This is a genomic window from Amaricoccus sp. (assembly GCF_017993425.1).
Classification (GTDB): domain Bacteria; phylum Pseudomonadota; class Alphaproteobacteria; order Rhodobacterales; family Rhodobacteraceae; genus Amaricoccus.
Genome location: NZ_JAGOMQ010000032.1, coordinates 30,690 through 47,343, shown reverse-complemented (window position 1 = coordinate 47,343; position 16,654 = coordinate 30,690). Strand labels below are relative to the sequence as shown.

General features: G+C 75.4%; 13 protein-coding genes and 1 pseudogene. 6 read left to right on the top strand and 8 right to left on the bottom strand.

The annotated features are described in order from the left end of the window. From KBB57_RS14980 to KBB57_RS20145, 4 genes are all read left to right on the top strand, one after another. On the top strand, positions 1-1,028 hold a 1,028-nt coding region (locus KBB57_RS14980), incomplete at its 5' end, for a zinc-binding alcohol dehydrogenase (RefSeq protein WP_367272706.1). Positions 1,029-1,040: 12 nt separating this feature from the next. Then, positions 1,041-1,439, top strand: a complete 399-nt coding sequence (locus KBB57_RS14975; protein ID WP_290751738.1) for a 6-carboxytetrahydropterin synthase — start codon at positions 1,041-1,043, stop codon at positions 1,437-1,439. Then, positions 1,436-2,527: a glycosyltransferase family 4 protein gene (locus KBB57_RS14970; RefSeq protein ID WP_290751736.1), complete on the top strand. Its 1,092-nt coding sequence runs from the start codon at positions 1,436-1,438 to the stop codon at positions 2,525-2,527. Before KBB57_RS14975 ends, KBB57_RS14970 begins: the two co-directional genes overlap by 4 nt. A gap of 3 nt (positions 2,528-2,530) precedes the next feature. Continuing rightward, positions 2,531-3,310 carry a trans-aconitate 2-methyltransferase gene (locus tag KBB57_RS20145; RefSeq protein ID WP_367272705.1) on the top strand — a complete coding sequence of 260 codons (780 nt, stop codon included), beginning with the start codon at positions 2,531-2,533 and terminating at the stop codon, positions 3,308-3,310. A gap of 71 nt (positions 3,311-3,381) precedes the next feature. Here the strand turns inward: KBB57_RS20145 and KBB57_RS14965 are convergent. From KBB57_RS14965 to KBB57_RS14950, 4 genes and pseudogenes are all read right to left on the bottom strand, one after another. Then, a pseudogene (locus tag KBB57_RS14965) lies at positions 3,382-4,068 on the bottom strand (RibD family protein); the annotation flags it as partial. Continuing rightward, complete coding sequence (locus KBB57_RS14960; RefSeq protein ID WP_290751732.1) at positions 4,065-5,702, bottom strand: sulfatase; 1,638 nt, start codon at positions 5,700-5,702, stop codon at positions 4,065-4,067. The pseudogene KBB57_RS14965 and the gene KBB57_RS14960, both read right to left, overlap by 4 nt. Continuing rightward, positions 5,689-6,423: an FkbM family methyltransferase gene (locus KBB57_RS14955; RefSeq protein ID WP_290751730.1), complete on the bottom strand. Its 735-nt coding sequence runs from the start codon at positions 6,421-6,423 to the stop codon at positions 5,689-5,691. The genes KBB57_RS14960 and KBB57_RS14955 overlap by 14 nt, the downstream gene beginning before the upstream one ends. Before the next feature lie 259 nt (positions 6,424-6,682). Beyond that, positions 6,683-7,387: a CDP-alcohol phosphatidyltransferase family protein gene (locus KBB57_RS14950; protein WP_290751742.1), complete on the bottom strand. Its 705-nt coding sequence runs from the start codon at positions 7,385-7,387 to the stop codon at positions 6,683-6,685. Positions 7,388-7,461: 74 nt separating this feature from the next. On the opposite strand from KBB57_RS14950, the gene KBB57_RS14945 reads away from it, so the two are divergent. Both KBB57_RS14945 and mdoH read left to right on the top strand, forming a co-directional pair. Then, on the top strand, positions 7,462-7,992 hold the full coding sequence (locus KBB57_RS14945) for a cytochrome b/b6 domain-containing protein (protein WP_290751727.1): 531 nt from the start codon (positions 7,462-7,464) through the stop codon (positions 7,990-7,992). Positions 7,993-8,132: 140 nt separating this feature from the next. Further along, the gene (mdoH, locus tag KBB57_RS14940; RefSeq protein ID WP_290751725.1) at positions 8,133-9,860 is read left to right on the top strand and encodes a glucans biosynthesis glucosyltransferase MdoH; all 1,728 of its coding nucleotides are present in this window, start codon (positions 8,133-8,135) and stop codon (positions 9,858-9,860) included. Here the strand turns inward: mdoH and KBB57_RS14935 are convergent. From KBB57_RS14935 to glgA, 4 genes are all read right to left on the bottom strand, one after another. Next, a complete protein-coding gene (locus KBB57_RS14935; protein WP_290751723.1) occupies positions 9,842-11,371 on the bottom strand; it encodes a glucan biosynthesis protein in 1,530 nt (509 codons plus the stop codon). The two genes, mdoH and KBB57_RS14935, sit on opposite strands and share 19 nt — an antisense overlap. 76 nt (positions 11,372-11,447) lie before the next feature. Beyond that, complete coding sequence (glgX, locus tag KBB57_RS14930; protein ID WP_290751720.1) at positions 11,448-13,391, bottom strand: glycogen debranching protein GlgX; 1,944 nt, start codon at positions 13,389-13,391, stop codon at positions 11,448-11,450. A 184-nt stretch (positions 13,392-13,575) separates the two neighbouring features. Further along, a complete protein-coding gene (locus KBB57_RS14925) occupies positions 13,576-15,204 on the bottom strand; it encodes an alpha-D-glucose phosphate-specific phosphoglucomutase (protein WP_290751717.1) in 1,629 nt (542 codons plus the stop codon). Positions 15,205-15,211: 7 nt separating this feature from the next. Beyond that, positions 15,212-16,651, bottom strand: a complete 1,440-nt coding sequence (gene glgA, locus KBB57_RS14920; protein ID WP_290751715.1) for a glycogen synthase GlgA — start codon at positions 16,649-16,651, stop codon at positions 15,212-15,214. Between the last annotated feature and the right edge of the window lie 3 nt (positions 16,652-16,654).

Sequence of the window (16,654 nt, the reverse complement as noted above, 5' to 3'; positions counted from 1 at the left end):
CGCCTTGGTCGGGGTCCGGGTCGGGACGGGGGGGCCCGCGTCGTGGCCCGGGGCCGGGGGGCGCCCTTGTGAGCGGGGCGCGGGCGTTGTGGCTGGCGGGGCCGGGGCAGGCGGAGTTGCGGGAGGAGCCCGAGCCGGTCGGGGAGGCGGTGGTCGCGGCGCTGTTCGGGGGGATCAGCCGGGGCACGGAGGCGCTGGTGGCGCGGGGCGGCGTGCCGGAGGGGGTGCGCGAGCGGATGCGGGCGCCGTTCCAGGCGGGGGCGTTTCCCTTTCCGGTGAAGTATGGCTACGCGGTCGTCGGGCGGGTGGTGGCGGGGCCGGAGGGGCTGCGGGGGCGGACGGTCTTCGTGCTGCATCCGCATCAGGACCGCTTCGCCGTGCCGGCTGCGGCCTGCGTGCCGTTGCCCGGGGCGACGCCGGCGGGGCGGGCGGTGCTGGCGGCGAACCTGGAGACGGCGCTCAATGTGGTCTGGGATGCGGGCGTCGGGCCGTGCGACCGGGTGGTGGTGATCGGGGCCGGGGTGGTCGGCGCGCTCGCCGGATGGCTCTGCGCGCGGATGCCGGGGGTGGAGGCGACGCTCGTCGACGTGAACCCGGCGCGGGCGGGGCTGGCGGCGCGGCTCGGCTGCGGCTTCGCGCCGGCGGAGGCGGCGCCGGCGGAGTGCGACGTGGTGATCCACGCGAGCGGGACGGAGGCGGGGCTCGCGGTGGCGCTGGCCGCGGCGGGGGAGGAGGCGACGGTGGTCGAGGCGAGCTGGCACGGCGACCGCAGCCCGGCGGTTCCGCTCGGGGCGGCGTTCCACGCCCGGCGGCTGCGGCTGGTCTCGAGCCAGGTCGGGCGGGTCCCGCCGGGGCGGGCGCCGCGCTGGACGACGCGGCGGCGGCTGGAGGCGGCGCTGGCGCTGGCGGCGGACCCGGCGCTCGACGCGCTGATCTCGGGCGAGACGGCGTTCACGGACCTGCCAGCGGCCTATGCGGGCATCCTTGACGACCCGGCGACCCTCTGCCATCGCGTCCGCTACCTTTGAGAAGGGGAGGCGATGTACGCCGTCGAGGTCCGCGATCACGTGATGATCGCCCACAGCCTGCCCGATCCGGTTTTCGGGCCGGCCCAGGGGCTGCACGGCGCGACCTACGTCGTCGACGCCGCCTTCTTCGCCGAGGCGCTCGACGCGCACGGGATCGTCTGCGACATCGGGCTCGCGACGCAGGCGTTGGCCGAGGCGCTGGCGCCGCTGCGCTATCGCAACCTCGACGAGCTGCCGGTCTTCGCCGGGCGGCTGACCACGACCGAGGCGCTCTGCGGCCATGTCTGGGACGCGCTCGCGGCGGCTGCGCGGAGCGGCGGCCTCGGCGAGGGCGGGCGGCGGCTCGCGCGGTTGCGGGTGACGCTGCACGAGAGTCACGTGGCGCGCGCCTGGAGGGAGGACGCGCTTTGACGCTGATCTCGGAGGGGCGCGCCCGGGCCGCCGCGGCGGCGACGCGGCCGGTGGCGCATTTCGCCATCCCCGGCGACCTGGCGACGCCGACGGGGGGCTACGGCTACGACCGGCGGCTGATCGCCGGCCTCGGCGAGATCGGCTGGGACGTGCGGCATGTCGAGCTGCCGGGCGGGTTTCCGTTTCCCGGCGCGGCCGCCCGGGCGGAGGCGGAGCGACGCCTCGCGGAGGCGCCAGCCGGCGCGACGCTGCTGGTCGACGGGCTGGCGCTGGGGGCGCTGCCCGAGGCGGCCGCCGCGGCTGCGGCGCGGCTGCGGCTGGTGGCGCTGGTGCATCATCCGCTCGGCGACGAGGCCGGGCTGACAGCGGCGGAGCGCGCGGGGCTCGTCGCCTCGGAGCGGGCGGCGCTCGCCAGCGCGGAGACGGTCGTCTGCACCAGCCCGGCCACCGCGGCGCGGCTGGCGGCGGGCTTCGGGATCGGGCTCGAGCGCATCGTCGTGGCGCCGCCGGGCGTCGATCCGGCGCCGCGCAGCCGCGGCGACGGGGCGCCGCCGCTGATCCTGTCGGTCGGCTCGCTGATCCCGCGCAAGCGCCACGACGTGCTGATCGCGGCGCTCGCCCGCATCGCCGACCGGCCCTGGCGGGCGCGCATCGTCGGGTCGGCCGCGCTCGACCCTGCCTGCGCCGCGGCGCTGGCCGCGCAGGCGGCCGCGTCGGGGCTCGGCGAGCGGATCGAGCTCGTCGGCGCGGTCGCGGACACGCGGGCGATGATGGCCGAGGCCGACATCTTCGCGCTCGCCTCGGAATACGAGGGCTATGGCATGGCCTTTGCCGAGGCGATGAGCCAGGGCCTGCCGGTCGTGGCCTGCAACGCCGCCGCGATCGCCGCGCTGGTGCCGGCGACCGCAGGCGGGCTGGCGCCGCCGGGCGACGTGGAGGCCTTCTCCGGGGTGCTCGCGGGCCTTCTCGACGATCCGGCACGTCGCAGCGCGGCCGCGGAGGCGGCGTTCCGCGCCGGGCTCGGCCTGCCGCGCTGGGCCGACACCGCGGCGATCGTCTCGGGCGCGCTCGCCGCCGGGCCGCGCTGAGGCTTGGGCTTCGACGCCGCCTGGCTCGATCTGCGCGCGCCGGCCGACGCGGCGGCGCGCGACCCGGGCCTGCTGGCGGCGGCCGCGGCGTGGCTCGGGGACGGGCTGGCGCTCGACCTCGGCTGCGGGACCGGGGCGCTCGCCCGCGCCTTTCCGGCAGGGCGGCGCTGGCGGCTCGTCGACAACGACCCCGCGCTCCTGTCGCTCGCCGCGGCGCGCACGCCCGGGGCCGAGGCGGTCCGGGCCGATCTCGCCGGGCTTGCCGGGCTGCCGCTCGGGGGCGTTCGGCTGGCGACCGCCTCGGCGCTCCTCGACCTCGCCTCCGCCGCGTGGATCGACGGGCTGGCGGCGCGGCTGGCGGCAAGCGGGATCGGGCTCTACGCGGCGCTGACCTTCGACGGACGGCTCGATTTCGCGCCGCCGCTGGCCGGCGATGCCGAGGTGCGCGCGGCCTTTCTCGCACATCAGGGCCGGGACAAGGGACTCGGCGGGCCGGCGCTCGGGCCGGGGGCGGCGGACCGGCTGGCTGCCGCGTTCCGGGCGCGCGGCTATGTGGTGCGCGAGGCGGACAGCCCGTGGCGGCTCGGACCCGGGCCGCTGGCGGCGGCGCTGGTCGCGGGGGTGGCCGCGGCGGCGGGCGAGGCGGGCTGCGCCGGCGCGGCCGGGTGGGGTCGGGCGCGGGCGGCGAGCGGCGTGGGCTCGGCGCTGGTCGGCCACCGCGACATGCTGGCGCTGCCGGCGCCGAGCGCGCAGTCGAAGACGACGTCGGTCTCGAGCCCGTAGACGCGGGTCTCCGGGCGGAGCGCGTCGGAGAGCCGGGCGATCGGCGCGGTGCGCAGGCCGGAGGGGCCGGCCCCGATGATGAGCGGCGCGATGGCGACGTGGAGCCGGTCGAGGAGCCCGGCCTCGAGGAAGCCGGCGATGGTCACGCCGCCGCCCTCGACGAGGAAGCGGCCGAGCCCGCGCGCCGCCAGCGCCTCGCGGATCGCCGCGGGGGCGATCCAGCCGTCGCGGGCCGGCAGCGCGATCACCTCGACGCCGCGCCGCCGGCGGCGCGAGACCGCCTGGACGACCAGCACGCGCGCGCCGTCCTCGGCGAGCGCGGCGGCCTCGTCGGGCAGCCGGCCGCGGGGATCGACGACGACGCGCGCCGGGCTCGGCCCCTCGACGAGGCGGACGGTGAGCCGGGGGTCGTCGGCGAGGGCGGTGCGGACCCCGACCACCACCGCGTCGGCGAGAGCCCGGCAGCGGTGCAGGTGCCGCAGCCCCTGCGGGCCGGAGACCGCGCGGGCGTCGCCGGAGACCGTGGCGACGCGGCCGTCGAGCGACTGCCCGACCTGGGCGAAGCACCAGGGCGCGCCGCTGCGGGGCGTGGCGAGGGGGAGGTAGAGGTCCCAGGCCGCGCGCTCGGCCGGGCTCCAGCCGGGATCGGGGGCGGCCGCGCCGCCGGCGCGCAGGGCGAGGAGCGCGGTCCAGACCGCGTCGCTCGTCTCGGCTTGCTGGGCGAACGACCGCGGGTTCGCCGGCTCGGGCTCTGTCATCGGCCAGACACTAGCGCCGGGGGAGATTCGGTAAAGGCGCCGAGCAGGCGGTCGCGCAGGTCGGCCATCGCCATCGGCGGGGCGGCGGGGTCGGGGATCATCCCCGGGGCCCAGCCCCAGGCGGCGAGGCGCTCCACCAGGTCAGGCGGCCCGATGACGTGGACGGGCACGTCGCGGCCGGCGCCGGGGCCGGTGAGGAGGGGCGTCGGCTGGTGGTCGCCGAGGATGATGAGGACCGGCGCGGGCGGGGGGCGGCGCAGGGCGAAGCCGCCCACGGCGCCGAGGCTGTAGGCGATGGTTCGCCCGTATTGCGCGCGCAAGGTCGCCGGGTCGCGCCAGACCGCCTCGGGCGAGGGGCCCTCGCTTGCCTGCGCCGCGAAGATCGCGCCGTCGCCGAGGGCGTCCCAGGGGACGAGGCGGGGGACCGGCGTCCAGGGCGCGTGCGAGGAGACGAGCGCCACCTCGGCGAAGACCGGCGGCCGGCCCGGACGGTCGAGCTCGGCGCGCTCGAGCGCGGCGAGGGTGAACTGGTCGGGCATGGCCATCCAGCCGAAGGCGGCGCCGCCGTAGCCGAGGTCCGCCGAGGCGAGCACGCGGTCGTAGCCGAACCACGCGCCCTCGGGCCAGGCCAGCGTGATCGCCGGCATGACGCCGAGGGTGCGCCAGCCCGCGGCGGCGGCGAGGTGGAGGAGGGTTCGGCGCGGGCTCGCGGTCAGCGCGCGGTAGCGGGCCTCGCTGTCGACCGCGAGGCCGGAGAGCGCGGTGGCGTGGGCGAGCCAGCTCTGGCCGCCGACGATCGGGCTCGCGACGTAGCCGGAGCGGGCGGCGAGGCCGCGGGCGGGCAGGGCGGCCGCGATGTCGCGGAGGGTTGGGACCACGGTCGCGGCGATCTCGGGGGCGTCGAGGGCGATGCGGCCGTAGGATTCGACGAAGATCAGGAAGACGTCGTGGCCGGCGAGCGCCGCGAGCGTGGCGTCGGGGGGCGCGGCGGCGGCGGGATCCTGTGCCGCGGCGGCGCGGAACTCGGCGAGGTCGCGGCGGGCGCGGAGCGCGTCGGCGAGATGCTCGCGGGCGAGGCGGGTGGTGAAGGCGGCGCCGGGCGGGTCGAGCGGGATCGCCTTCGGCGCGGCGTCGGCGGCGACCAGCGCGAGCGCGGCGACGGCGGCGAGCGTCGCGGGCAGGCGGAGCCGGGGCGGCGGGCGGAGCGCCGCGAGCGGGCCGGTGGCGCGCCAGAGGAGGGCGGCGAGGAGCAGGATGCCCGCGACAAGGCCGGCGGCCAGCGTGATCGCCGCGGGCGCGCCGAGGCTTCCGTGGGCGAGCCGGAAGCCGGCGGCGAGCAGGGGGAGGTCGAAGGCCGGGTTGGAGGCGCGGCCGAAGGCGAGGTGGGCGGCGAGGTCGGCGAGCTTGACGACGACCATCGCCGTAAGGGCCGCTGCGGTCAGGGCGCGGAGCGCGGTCGCGGCGCGTCCGCTGGCCAGCGCGAGGGCCATGATGAGGAGGGGCAGCTCGAGCGGGAAGACCGCGAGCGCGCCCCAGGTGGCGGCGCCCGGATGGTTGGGCAGGGCGAGCGCGAGGTAGAGCGCGCCGGCCCCGGCGAGGAGCGCGGCGGGGCGGGGGCGGTCAGGCGCGGGCATAGACGTCGCCGGAGCGGCCGTCGCGGGCGGCGGCCATGAGCGCGGAGCGGAAGGCGGCTGCGTCGAGCCAGGCGGGGAGCGCGAACGCAAGGCGCTCGCCGACGACGAGGTTGTAGCGGCGCGGCGCCAGCGCCTCGAGGCGCTCGATGCAGGCGTAAGCGAGGTCGAGGGCGGCGGGCAGGTATTCGAAGGAGAGCCAGTCGACCGGTCGGGAGAGGCCGGCGAGGACCTCCGCCTCGTAGCCCTCGACGTCGATCTTGACGAGGCGGGGGAGCCCGTGCGTGGCGATCAGCGCGTCGAGGGTGACGACGGGGGCGGTCTCCTCGGCGTCCCAGGCGACGTGGGCGAAGCCGGCGGCGGCGCCCATGCGCTCGGCGAAGCCGGGGGCGATCGAGGCGAGGGTGGGGTGGAGGCGCGAGACGCGCAGCGTCGCCTCGCCGGGGGCGGGTCCGGCGGCGGCGCGCAGGAGCGTGACGGAAGGCGGCAGGTCGCGGGCGAGGAAGGCGTGGAACGCCGCCTGCGGCTCCAGCGCCACGACGCGGGCGCCGGCGCGGACCAGCGCGTGGCTGCGGTTGCCGGCATGGGCGCCGACGTCGAAGGCGAGGTCTCCGGGGCGGACCATCGTGGCGTAGAACCGCGCCAGCGCGCCGATGCGCCAGGGCCGGCCGCGATAGATCGCGAGCGACCGCGCCATGCCGGCGAACGCGCGCAGCCGGCTCATCGGGGCCGCCGCAGGAGGAAGCGGGCGTCGAGGGCGAGCGACCGGGCGGGGTCGCAGGGGACCGGGGCGGCACGGGGTCGCGCCAGCGCGTGCGACGGGGCCACGCCGGCGAGCCTGCGCAGCGGGCTCATCGGGGCGCGCCGCAGGAGAAAGCGGGCGTCGAGGGCGAGCGACCGGGCGGGGTCGCAGGGGACCGCGGCGGCACGGAGTCGCGCCAGCGCCTGCGATGGGGCCACGCCGGCGAACGCACGCAGCCGGCTCATCGGGCGCGCCGCAGGAGGAAGCGGACGTCGACGGCGAAGGACCAGGCGAGGGCGGCGAGGGCCAGCGCGGCGAGCGCCGCCGAGGCGGGAGGCGCGAGGGGCGGGGCGAGGAGGAGGGACAGGACTGCGATCTGGAGCACGCAGACCGCCTTGCGGCGGGCGGAGGGAGGAAGCGGCGCGGCGAGGCGGGGCAGCGCGAGGCCGGCGAGGACGAAGGCGTAGCGCATGGCGCCGAGGGCGAGAATCCACGGCCCCGCCTTGCCGAGGGCGAGCGCCAGCGTGGAGAGGACGAGGATGGTCAGCGCGTCGGTCTCCATGTCGAAGCGCGCCCCGAAGGCCGTGTCGAGGCCCTGCCGCCGCGCCGCCCAGCCGTCCACGCCGTCGAGCGCGAGGAGCGCCCCGGCCGCGGCGGCGGCAAGCCAGCCGGTCGGCCAGGCGAGCGCCCCGGGGGCCGTGACGAAGCCGGCGAGCACCGCGGCGCCGGCGAGGCGGACGAGCGTCACCGTGTTGCCGAGGCCGAACCGGGCGAGGGCGTGCCGGCCGACCGCGGCGACGACGATCGTCCCGGCGACGGCGTAGACGGCGAGCGCGACGGCGACGCCGGCCGGGGGCAGCAGCCTGCCCGCGACGACGGCGGTCGCCACCCCGAGCGCCGCCACCCCGGGCAGGGCCGAGGCGCGCGTCGCCGGGGCGAGGATCATCGTCACGCGCGGCTTTCCCTTCGGCGGGAAACCGCTACCCTTCTCCCCCGCATCGGGGGTCCGGGAACGAGGCCATGGGTTACGGCGTTGTCGCGCGCATCTTCCACTGGGGGACGGTCCTGATGGTGCTCGTGATGATCCCGGTCGGCCTGATCATGACGCAAGACGTGCCGCGATACATCCAGGACCCGCTGTTCATCCTTCACAAGGGACTCGGCGTGGCGGTGTTGACCGTGGTGCTGCTGCGGATCGCCTGGCGTGTGGCGAACCCGCCCCCGCCGCTACCCGTCTCGCTGCCGCGGGCGCAGCGTCTCGTCGCCGAGGCGACCCATGTCGCGCTCTACGCGCTCCTCCTCGCCATGGCGGTGAGCGGCTATGTCCGGGTCACTTCGGGGGGCTTCCCGCTGGAGGCGCTCGACGCCCTCGGCGTGCCGCCGCTCCTCGGCAAGGACAAGGCGCTGAGCGAGGCTGCGTCGCAGTTTCACCAGTTCGCCGCGTTTGCGCTGATAGCCTTGATCGCGCTCCATGTTGCGGCTGCGTCCTATCACGGGCTCGTGCGTCGCGACGGAATCGTCTCCCGAATGTGGCCTCCGTTTTCCGCCTGATATCAGCCGACTGCGTCGGCTGAATGTCGCTTATCCTGCTTTCGCACCTGCGAGATGATCTTTAATTCGCGCATGCGGCGCCCTACAATGTCAACGGGCTCGGCCTTCGGTGGGCGCGGGCTGACCCAGCTGGTTCAAAGATGAATCTCCGCACCCCGTCGTCCCTCCTCGCGTCTGCCCTCACGCCGGCGCTCGCGCCGCTTTCCATGCCGGTCCGGCCGATCGACACGGCCTCCGGAGAGAGCGCCCTGCCGCGCCCGCCAGGGGTCCTGGCGAAGCGCCTCTTCGTCGCCGCGATCGCGGTCGGGATCGTCGGGATCCTCGCCTGGGCGATGGCGAGCGGGCTCGCCCGGGACGGGATCCAGCCCGGCGACGCGCTGGTCTTCGGGCTCTACCTCCCCAACGTGGCGCTGAACGGCGCGGCGGCGGCCACCGCCTTCGCCGGCCTCTTCTGGGCGCGCCGCCGCCGGCGGGCCGACCCGCCGGCCGACTGGCGGCCCGAGAAGCGCACCGCCATCCTGATTCCCTCGCGCAACGAGGACGTCCCGGCGCTCGGCGCCCGCCTCCGCGCGCTGATGCGCGACCTCGCCGACCGCGGCCTCGGCGCGCATGTCGACCTGTTCCTGCTCTCCGATTCGGACGATCCCCGCGCCATCGCGGCCGAGGAGCGGATGGCGATCGAGCTCGCCTGCGGCGACCGGCCCCGGCTCTACTACCGCCGCCGCCTCGGCAACGAGGGGCGCAAGGTCGGCAACCTGTCGAACTGGCTGCGCCAGTGGGGCGGGCACTACGCCTACATGCTGACCCTCGACGCCGACAGCGTGATGTCGGCCCGGCGCATCGCCGCGATGATCCGGCGCATGGAGACGCGGCCGCGCCTCGGCCTGATCCAGAGCGGCATCCGTCTCTCGGGGGGCGAGTCGCGCTTCGCCCGCCTCCAGCAGCGCGCCGGCCGGCTCTACGGCGCGCCGTTCATCGCCGGGCTCGCCGGCTGGTCCGGGTCCGAGGGCAACTACTACGGGCACAACGCGCTGATTCGCGTCGCCGCCTTCTCCGGCGCGGCCGGCCTGCCCAAGCTGCCGGGTCAGGCTCCGTTCGGCGGCGACATCCTCAGCCACGACTTCGTCGAGGCGGCGTGGATGCGGCGCGCCGGCTGGGCGATCGAGATCAACCCCGATTCGGTCGGCAGCGCCGAGGGCGGCCCGGAGACGGTGATCGCCTACCACAAGCGCGACCGCCGCTGGTGCCAGGGCAACATGCAGCATCTCCAGCTGCTGCGCGCCCGTGGCCTGCACCCGGTCAGCCGCCTGCACCTGCTGCTCGGCATCGCCGGCTACCTCGCGGCGCCGCTCTGGCTCGCGCTGGTCGTCGTCGCCATCCTCGCCCATCAGGTCGACGGGATGCTGTGGCCGACCATCGGCGCGATGGCGCTGATCCTCGTGCAGAAGGCCGCCGGGGTCGTCGACCGTCTGCTGCGCCGGCCGGGCGCCTGGGCGCGCCGGATCGTCCTCGGCGCCGCGGTGCGCGAGCTCGCGCTCTCGACGCTGCTCGCGCCGCTGATCATGCTGCGGCAGACGGTGTCCGTCGCCTCGATCGTCTCCGGGCAGGATTGCGGCTGGAAGCCGCCGGCGGGCGCGAAGAAGGCGGGCGACATGCCCTGGCTCGAGCCGGCCGCCGGCGCGGCGCTGATCGCCGCGGTGATCCCGGGCCTCGCCACGCCGTGGCACGTGCTGCTGATCGCGCCGATCGCGCTGCCGCTCCTCGCGGCGCCGCTGATCACCGCCTGGCTCGACGCCCGCCCCGGCACGCGCTTCGCGCTGCCGCTGCCGGCGATCTCCCTGCCGGGCGGCTACGCGCTCCAGCGGTAGAGCCAGGTCTCCGAGGCCGGGCGACCGGCGCTCTCCAGGCGCAGGCGGAACTCCGTCTGCGCCGCGCCGTTCGGGGCGAAGCGAAAGCTGACGCGGGCGAGGTTGCCGCCCGGCAGCGGCCCGACGCTCAGCTCCGTCGCCACGCCGGCCGTCGCCTCCAGCTTCGGCGTGACCGTCGCGACGTCGATCTGACCGAGGTCGAAGTCCACGACGAAGACCCGGTCGAGGTGGGGCGCCATGATCGACCGCCCGGTGCGCGTCGCCGCGACCCGCGCCAGCGGCAGGGCGTCGTCGGGGAGGGGCGCCCAGACCAGCCTGTAGGCGTAGGCGCGCTCCTGCCCGGCGCGCAGCGGCTCCTGCGGCCGCCAGAACGCCACGATGTTGTCGTTCGTCTCGTCGGTGGTCGGGATCTCGATCAGCGTCACCAGTCCGGCGCCCCAGCCGCCAGCGGGCTCGATCCACGCCGAGGGGCGCTCCTCGTAGCGGGTCTCGGCGTCCTGGTAGTGCTCGAAGTCGCGGAAGCGCTGGACGAGGCCGAAGGCCTGCGGGTCGACATCGGCGAAGGCGGAGATCTCGAGCTTCTGCGGATTGCGCAGCGGGCGCCACAGCCGCTCGCCGGCGCCGGTGATCATCCAGAGCCCGCAGCTGTCGTGGAGGGCGTCGCGGAAGTCGTCGATGCCGCGCCGGCTCTCAGGGCCGAAGAAGTACATCGAGGTCAGCGGTGCGATCCCGGCGGCGTTGATGTCGACGCGGGGGAACAGGCGTGCGTCGATCTCCATGACGGTCTCGGCGCCCGGGGTGATCGCGAAGGCGTAGGCGCCGGCGACCGAGGGGCCGTCGAGCAGGGCGTAGAGCTTCAGCGTGGTCGCGCCGGGGGCCGGCTCCTCGATCCAGAAGCTGCGGAAGAGCGGGAACTCCTCGGGGACCGGTCCGGCGGTGCCGATGGCGAGGCCGCGGGCGGAGAGGCCGTAGAGCGTGTCGCGCGCCACGGCGCGGAAGTAGCTCGCGCCCTGGAAGACCGCGAACTCGTCCCAGACGTCGGGGCGGTTGATCGGGTGGCGCAGGCGGAAGCCGGAGAAGCCGAGGTCCTGCGCGAGGCCGGCGGGGGCGCGGCCGTCGGGCCAGGGGAAGTAGGCGGGGTCGAAGGAGAAGAGGTCGGCCGAGAAGGCGAGGGGCCGGGCGGCGCCGGCGGAGACCACGCTGATCTCGACGCGGTCGTCGTAGTGGAAGCCGGGCGGCAGCAGGTCCATCTGGAAGCCGCCGCCGGCGAAGACGCGGGCCTCGTCGCGGAAGCGGATGCCGCGGTAGGCGTCGTAGGGGAGGTCGGCGAAGGGCGCCGTCAGGGCCATGCCCGGCTCCGCGAAGGGCGCGGCGGCGGCGGCGCGGGCGCGCGCGATCACCGTGTCGAAGGAGAAGGGCGTCTCCTGGGCGAGGGCCGGCGTGACGAGGCGGGGCAGGGCGCCGCCGAAGAGGCCGGCGAGCAGCGAACCGAGGAGGCTGCGGCGGTGCATGGGGTCTCCGCTCGGGATGCCGGGCGAGCCGGGCGGCTCGCGGTCGCGCCTCAGCTATTGCCTTCGCCGGTCGGGCTCAAGGGTCGGGGCGCTCCTCGACGAACACGACGCTGCGCGCCGGCGCGGATGCCGGCGGCCAGGCGTAGCCTGGGCGCGGCGGCAGGCGGAGGTCGACGTCGGCGTCGCCGCGGTTGAGGATGGCGGCGATCCGCCCGGCTTCGGGGCGGGCGAGCGCCATGGCGAGGACGGGGGCGTCGGGGTGCTCCCAGTGGGCGGTGGTCTTTTCCTCGCCCTCGGGCGTCAGCCAGACGACGTCGGGGACGCCGTCGGGCCCGGGCGCGCCGGTGAGGAGGCGCGGGTCGGAGAGGGCCGGCGTGGCGCGGCGCAGGGCGGCGAGGGCGGCGACGTGGGCCTCGAGCGCGCGGTCGCGGTCGTTCCAGTCGAGCCAGGTCATCGGGTTGTCCTGGGCGTAGGCGTTGTTGTTGCCGCGCTGGCTGCGGCCGAACTCGTCGCCGGCGGTGATCTGGATCGTGCCCCGCGAGGCGAAGAGCGTGCCGAGGAGGGCGCGGACGTCGCGGGCGCGGGCGGCGCAGATCGCGGGGTCTTCGGTTGGGCCCTCGTGGCCGTTGTTCCAGGAATGGTTGTCGTCGTGGCCGTCGCGGTTCTCCTCGCCGTTGGCGAGGTTGTGCTTGTGGCGCCAGGCGACGAGGTCGGCGAGCGTGAAGCCGTCATGGGCGGCGACGAAGTTGACGCTGCGGGTCGCGGGCGGGGCGAAGCTGTCGCTCGATCCGGCGACGGCGGTGGCGAGCTCGCCCAGCATGTGGCGGTCGCCGCGCCAGAACCGCCGCACACGGTCGCGGTAGCGGTCGTTCCATTCGAGGAAGCGTTCGGGGAAGCGCCCGAGCTGGTAGCCGCCCAGCCCGACGTCCCAGGGCTCGGCGATCAGCACGCGGTCGGCGAGGAGCGGGTCGGCCAGCATCTCCGTCAGCAGCGGCGCCTGCGGGTCGAACCCGGTCGCCGTGCGCCCGAGGACCGGGGCGAGGTCGAAGCGGAAGCCGTCCACGCCCGCCTGCCCGACGAAGTGCCGGAGCGCGTCGAGGACCAGCCGCCGCACCACCGGATGCTGGCAGGCGAGCGTGTTGCCGCAGCCGGTGTCGTTGACCAGCCGCCCGTCCGGCGCGTGCCAGTAATAGGCCCGCGCGTCGAGCCCCCGCATCGAGAGCGTCGGCCCCAGCACGTCGCTCTCGCCGGTGTGGTTGTAGACCACGTCGAGGATCGTCCCGATCCCGGCCGCGCGCAGCGCCGCCACCGTGTCGCGCAGCTCCGTGATCCCGCCCGGGCAGAGCCGCGGGTCGAGCGCCAGCATGGCGACCGGGTTGTAGCCCCAGCCGTTGCTCAGCCCCAGCGGCGGCAAATGACGCTCGTCGATCCACGCGGTGACGGGCATCAGCTCCACCGCATCGACGCCGAGCCGCGTCAGGTGGTCGAGGACGGCCGGATGCGCCAGCGCCGCCACCGTGCCGCGCAGCGCCGGGGGCACGTCGGGGTGCAGCATGGTGAACGGCCGCACCGGCAGCTCGTAGACGAACCCGCCGGGCCGGAACACCGGCGGCGGCGGCGCGACCGGCGGGGGCAGGGGGGTGACGACCGCCTTGGGCATCAGCGGCGCGGTGTCGGGCGCGTCGCGACGGCCACGCGCGAGGGCGGGGTGGTAGGCGAAGGCGCGGTCGAGCGCTGCCGCATAGGGATCGACGAGCAGCTTCGCCGGATCGAACCACAGCCCCGCCGCCGGGTCGTAGTCCCCGTCCGCCCGGAAGCCGTAGCGCGCGCCAGCGGCGAGCCCTGGGACGAAGGCGCGGAACGTCGCGTCCTCGCCGCGGTCCATCACGACCCGCGCCACCTCCGCGTCCGCCGCGTCGTAGAGGCAGAGCCAGACCCGCTCCGCCGCCCCGGACCAGACGGCGAAGGTGACGCCGTCCGGCCCGACCGACGCCCCGAGCGGTCCCTGCGGGCCGCTCAAGACGCGCGCCTCGCCGGGCGATCGCCTGCGGGGCGGCCGTCCGCCGCGGGCCGGAACGGGCTGCGGCTCACGGCAGGATCCGTGGTATCACGCGTGAAAGAGAGGTCAAGTCGTTGGAAGAAAACAGCAATTCGTATTCCGTCAACCCTTTGGCAAGGAAGGTTGACGCGCAAGCTGCGCGTCGTCAGGTGATGACGTCCGGCTCGGCCCGGCCGGTGCGCTCCCGGATTCCGGCCAGCGTCTCGGCCGCGGCGATCAGGTCGGCGAGCGCCTCGGCCGTCTCCATCCCGTGCTTCGCCGGATCGGGCTCGAACCGCTCTATGTAGACGCGGAGCGTCGCGCCCGAGGTGCCGGTGCCCGAGAGGCGGAACACCACCCGGCTGCCGCCCTCGAAGAGGATGCGGATGCCCTGGTGCTTGCTCTCCGACCCGTCCACGGGATCGAGGTAGGCGAAGTCGTCGGCCTCGGCGACGGTCAGCGGCCCGACCTTCGTTCCCGGCAGCGCCTTCAGCTTCTCCCGCAGCGCCGCCACCAGCCCGTTCGCCGCGTCGCTGTCGATGCCCTCGTAGTCGTGCCGGGCGTAGTAGTTGCGCCCGTACTCCGCCCAGTGCTTGGTCACGATGTCCTTCACCGGCTCCTTGCGCGCGGCGAGCACGTTCAGCCACAGGAGCACGGCCCAGACCCCGTCCTTCTCGCGGACATGGTTCGAGCCGGTCCCGGCGCTCTCCTCGCCGCAGATCGTCGCCATGCCGGCGTCGAGCAGGTTGCCGAAGAACTTCCACCCCGTCGGCGTCTCGTAGAGCCCGACGCCGAGCTTCTCCGCCACCCGGTCCGCCGCCCCGCTCGTCGGCATCGACCGCGCGATCCCGGCGAGCCCGCCCGAATACCCCGGCGCCAGATGCGCGTTCGCGGCGAGCAGCGCCAGCGAATCCGAGGGCGTGACGAAGATGCCCTTGCCGATGATCAGGTTGCGGTCGCCGTCCCCGTCCGAGGCCGCGCCGAAGTCGGGCGCGTCCGCCCCCATCATCGCGTCGTAGAGCTCCTTCGCGTGAACGAGGTTCGGGTCCGGGTGATGCCCGCCGAAGTCGGGGAGCGGCGTCGCGTTCCTCACCGTCCCGACCGGCGCCCCGAGCCGCGTCTCGATGATCGCCTGGGCGTAGGGCCCGGTCACCGCGCTCATCGCGTCGAAGGACATGCGGAATCCGTCCCGGAACATCGCCGCGATCGCGTCGAAGTCGAAGAGGCTCTCCATCAGCTCGGCATAGTCGGCGACCGGGTCGATCACCTCGACCTTCATCCCCTCCAGATCGAAGCTGCCGAGCTTGTCGAGATCGACATCCGGGGCGTCGACGATGCGATACTCGTCGATCTCCTTCGTCCGGGCGTAGATCGCCTCGGTGATGCGCTCCGGCGCGGGGCCGCCGTTGCCGATGTTGTACTTGATGCCGAAATCCTCGGTCGGCCCGCCCGGGTTGTGGCTGGCCGAGAGGATGATGCCGCCGAAGGCGCGGTTCTTGCGGATCACGTTCGAGGCGGCCGGCGTCGACAGGATGCCGCCCCGGCCGACCAGCACCCGGCCGAAGCCGGCGGCGGCCGCCATCTTCAGCGCGATCTGGATCACCTCGCGGTTGAAGTAGCGGCCGTCGCCGCCGATCACCAGCGTCTTGCCGGCGAAGCCCTCGAGGCTGTCGAAGATCGCCTGCACGAAGTTCTGCACGTAGTTCGGCTGCTGGAAATGCGGCACCTTCTTGCGCAAGCCGGAGGTTCCGGGCTTCTGGTCCGCATAGGGCGTCGTCGCGACGGTCTGGATCATCTCCCCCTCATTCGTTCGCGTCCGGCGTGACCCGCCGGTAGAGATCGGCATAGAGCGCGGCGCTGCGGTCCCAAGAGACGTCCGAGCGCATCCCGGCGCGCTGCATCGCCGCCCAGTGCGGCGTGCGGTAGAGCCCGATCGCCCGGCGCACCGCGGCGCGCAGCGTGTCGGCGTCCACCGGCGCGAACTGGATCCCGGTCGCCACCCCGGCGTTGAGCGCCGCCACGTTGGCGTCGATCACCGTGTCGGCGAGGCCGCCCACCCGGCTCACCACGGGAACGCAGCCGTAACGCAGGCCGTAGAGCTGGGTCAGCCCGCAGGGCTCGAAGCGCGACGGGATCAGGATCGCGTCCGCGCCGCCCTGCATCCGGTGCGCCAGCGGCTCGTCGTAGCCGATGACGACGCCGACGCGCCCGGGGAACTCGCCGGCGAGCCGGAAGAGCGCCCCCTCGAGCCCGGCGTCGCCGGAGCCGAGCACCGCGAGCTTGCCGCCGGCGGCGACGAGATCCCAGGTGGCGTCGACCATCAGGTCCATGCCCTTCTGCCCGGTCAGCCGGCTGACCACGCAGAAGATCGGCGCGTCGTCGCGGTGGAGGCCGAAGGTCGCCTCGATCGCCGCGCGGTTCTTCGCCCGGCCCTTCGGCGATCGCGCCGAGAAGGCGCCGGCGAGGGCCGGGTCGGTCTCGGGGTTCCAGACATCGACGTCGATGCCGTTGACGATGCCGACGAGATCCGCCGAGCGCGAGCGCAGCAGCCCGTCGAGCGCCATGCCCTCGGCGGGGGTGCGGATCTCGTCGGCGTAGGTCGGGCTGACCGTGGTGACCGCCGTCGCCGCGGCGATGCCGGCCTTGAGGTAGCCGACGCCGCCGAAATACTCGACCCCGTCGAGCGCGAAGGCCTGCGGCGGCAGCTCCAGTCCGCCGAAGATCGCCGCCGGGTAGTGGCCCTGGAAGGCGAGGTTGTGGATCGTCAGCACCGAGGGCACGTCGACGGCGTAGTAGCGCAGGTAGGCGGGCAGGAGGCCGGCCTGCCAGTCATGGGCGTGGACGAGATCGGGCCGCCAGCCGGGCAGGATCCCGGCGGCGATCTCCGCCGCCGCCTTGGAAAGCGCGGCGAAGCGGCGCCAGTTGTCGCCCCAGTCGCGGCCCTCGGGATCGAGGTAGATGTTGCCCGGGCGGTCGAAGAACTCCGGCGCGTCGAGCACGATCAGGTCGAGCCCGCCCGCCTTCGCGGCGAGGAGCCGCGCCGAGGCGCCGATCAGCGAGCGCCAGGCATGGACCTCCTGCGCGTCCTCGAGCCGCGCCGTCACCGCCGGATAGCCGGGCAGCAGGGTGCGCATCCCGATTCCCTGCCGCGCGAGCGCGGGGGGCAGCGCCCCCGCCACGTCGGCGAGCCCGCCGGTCTTGATCAGGGGATAGGCCTCGGAGGCGACGGAGAGGATCTGCAAGGC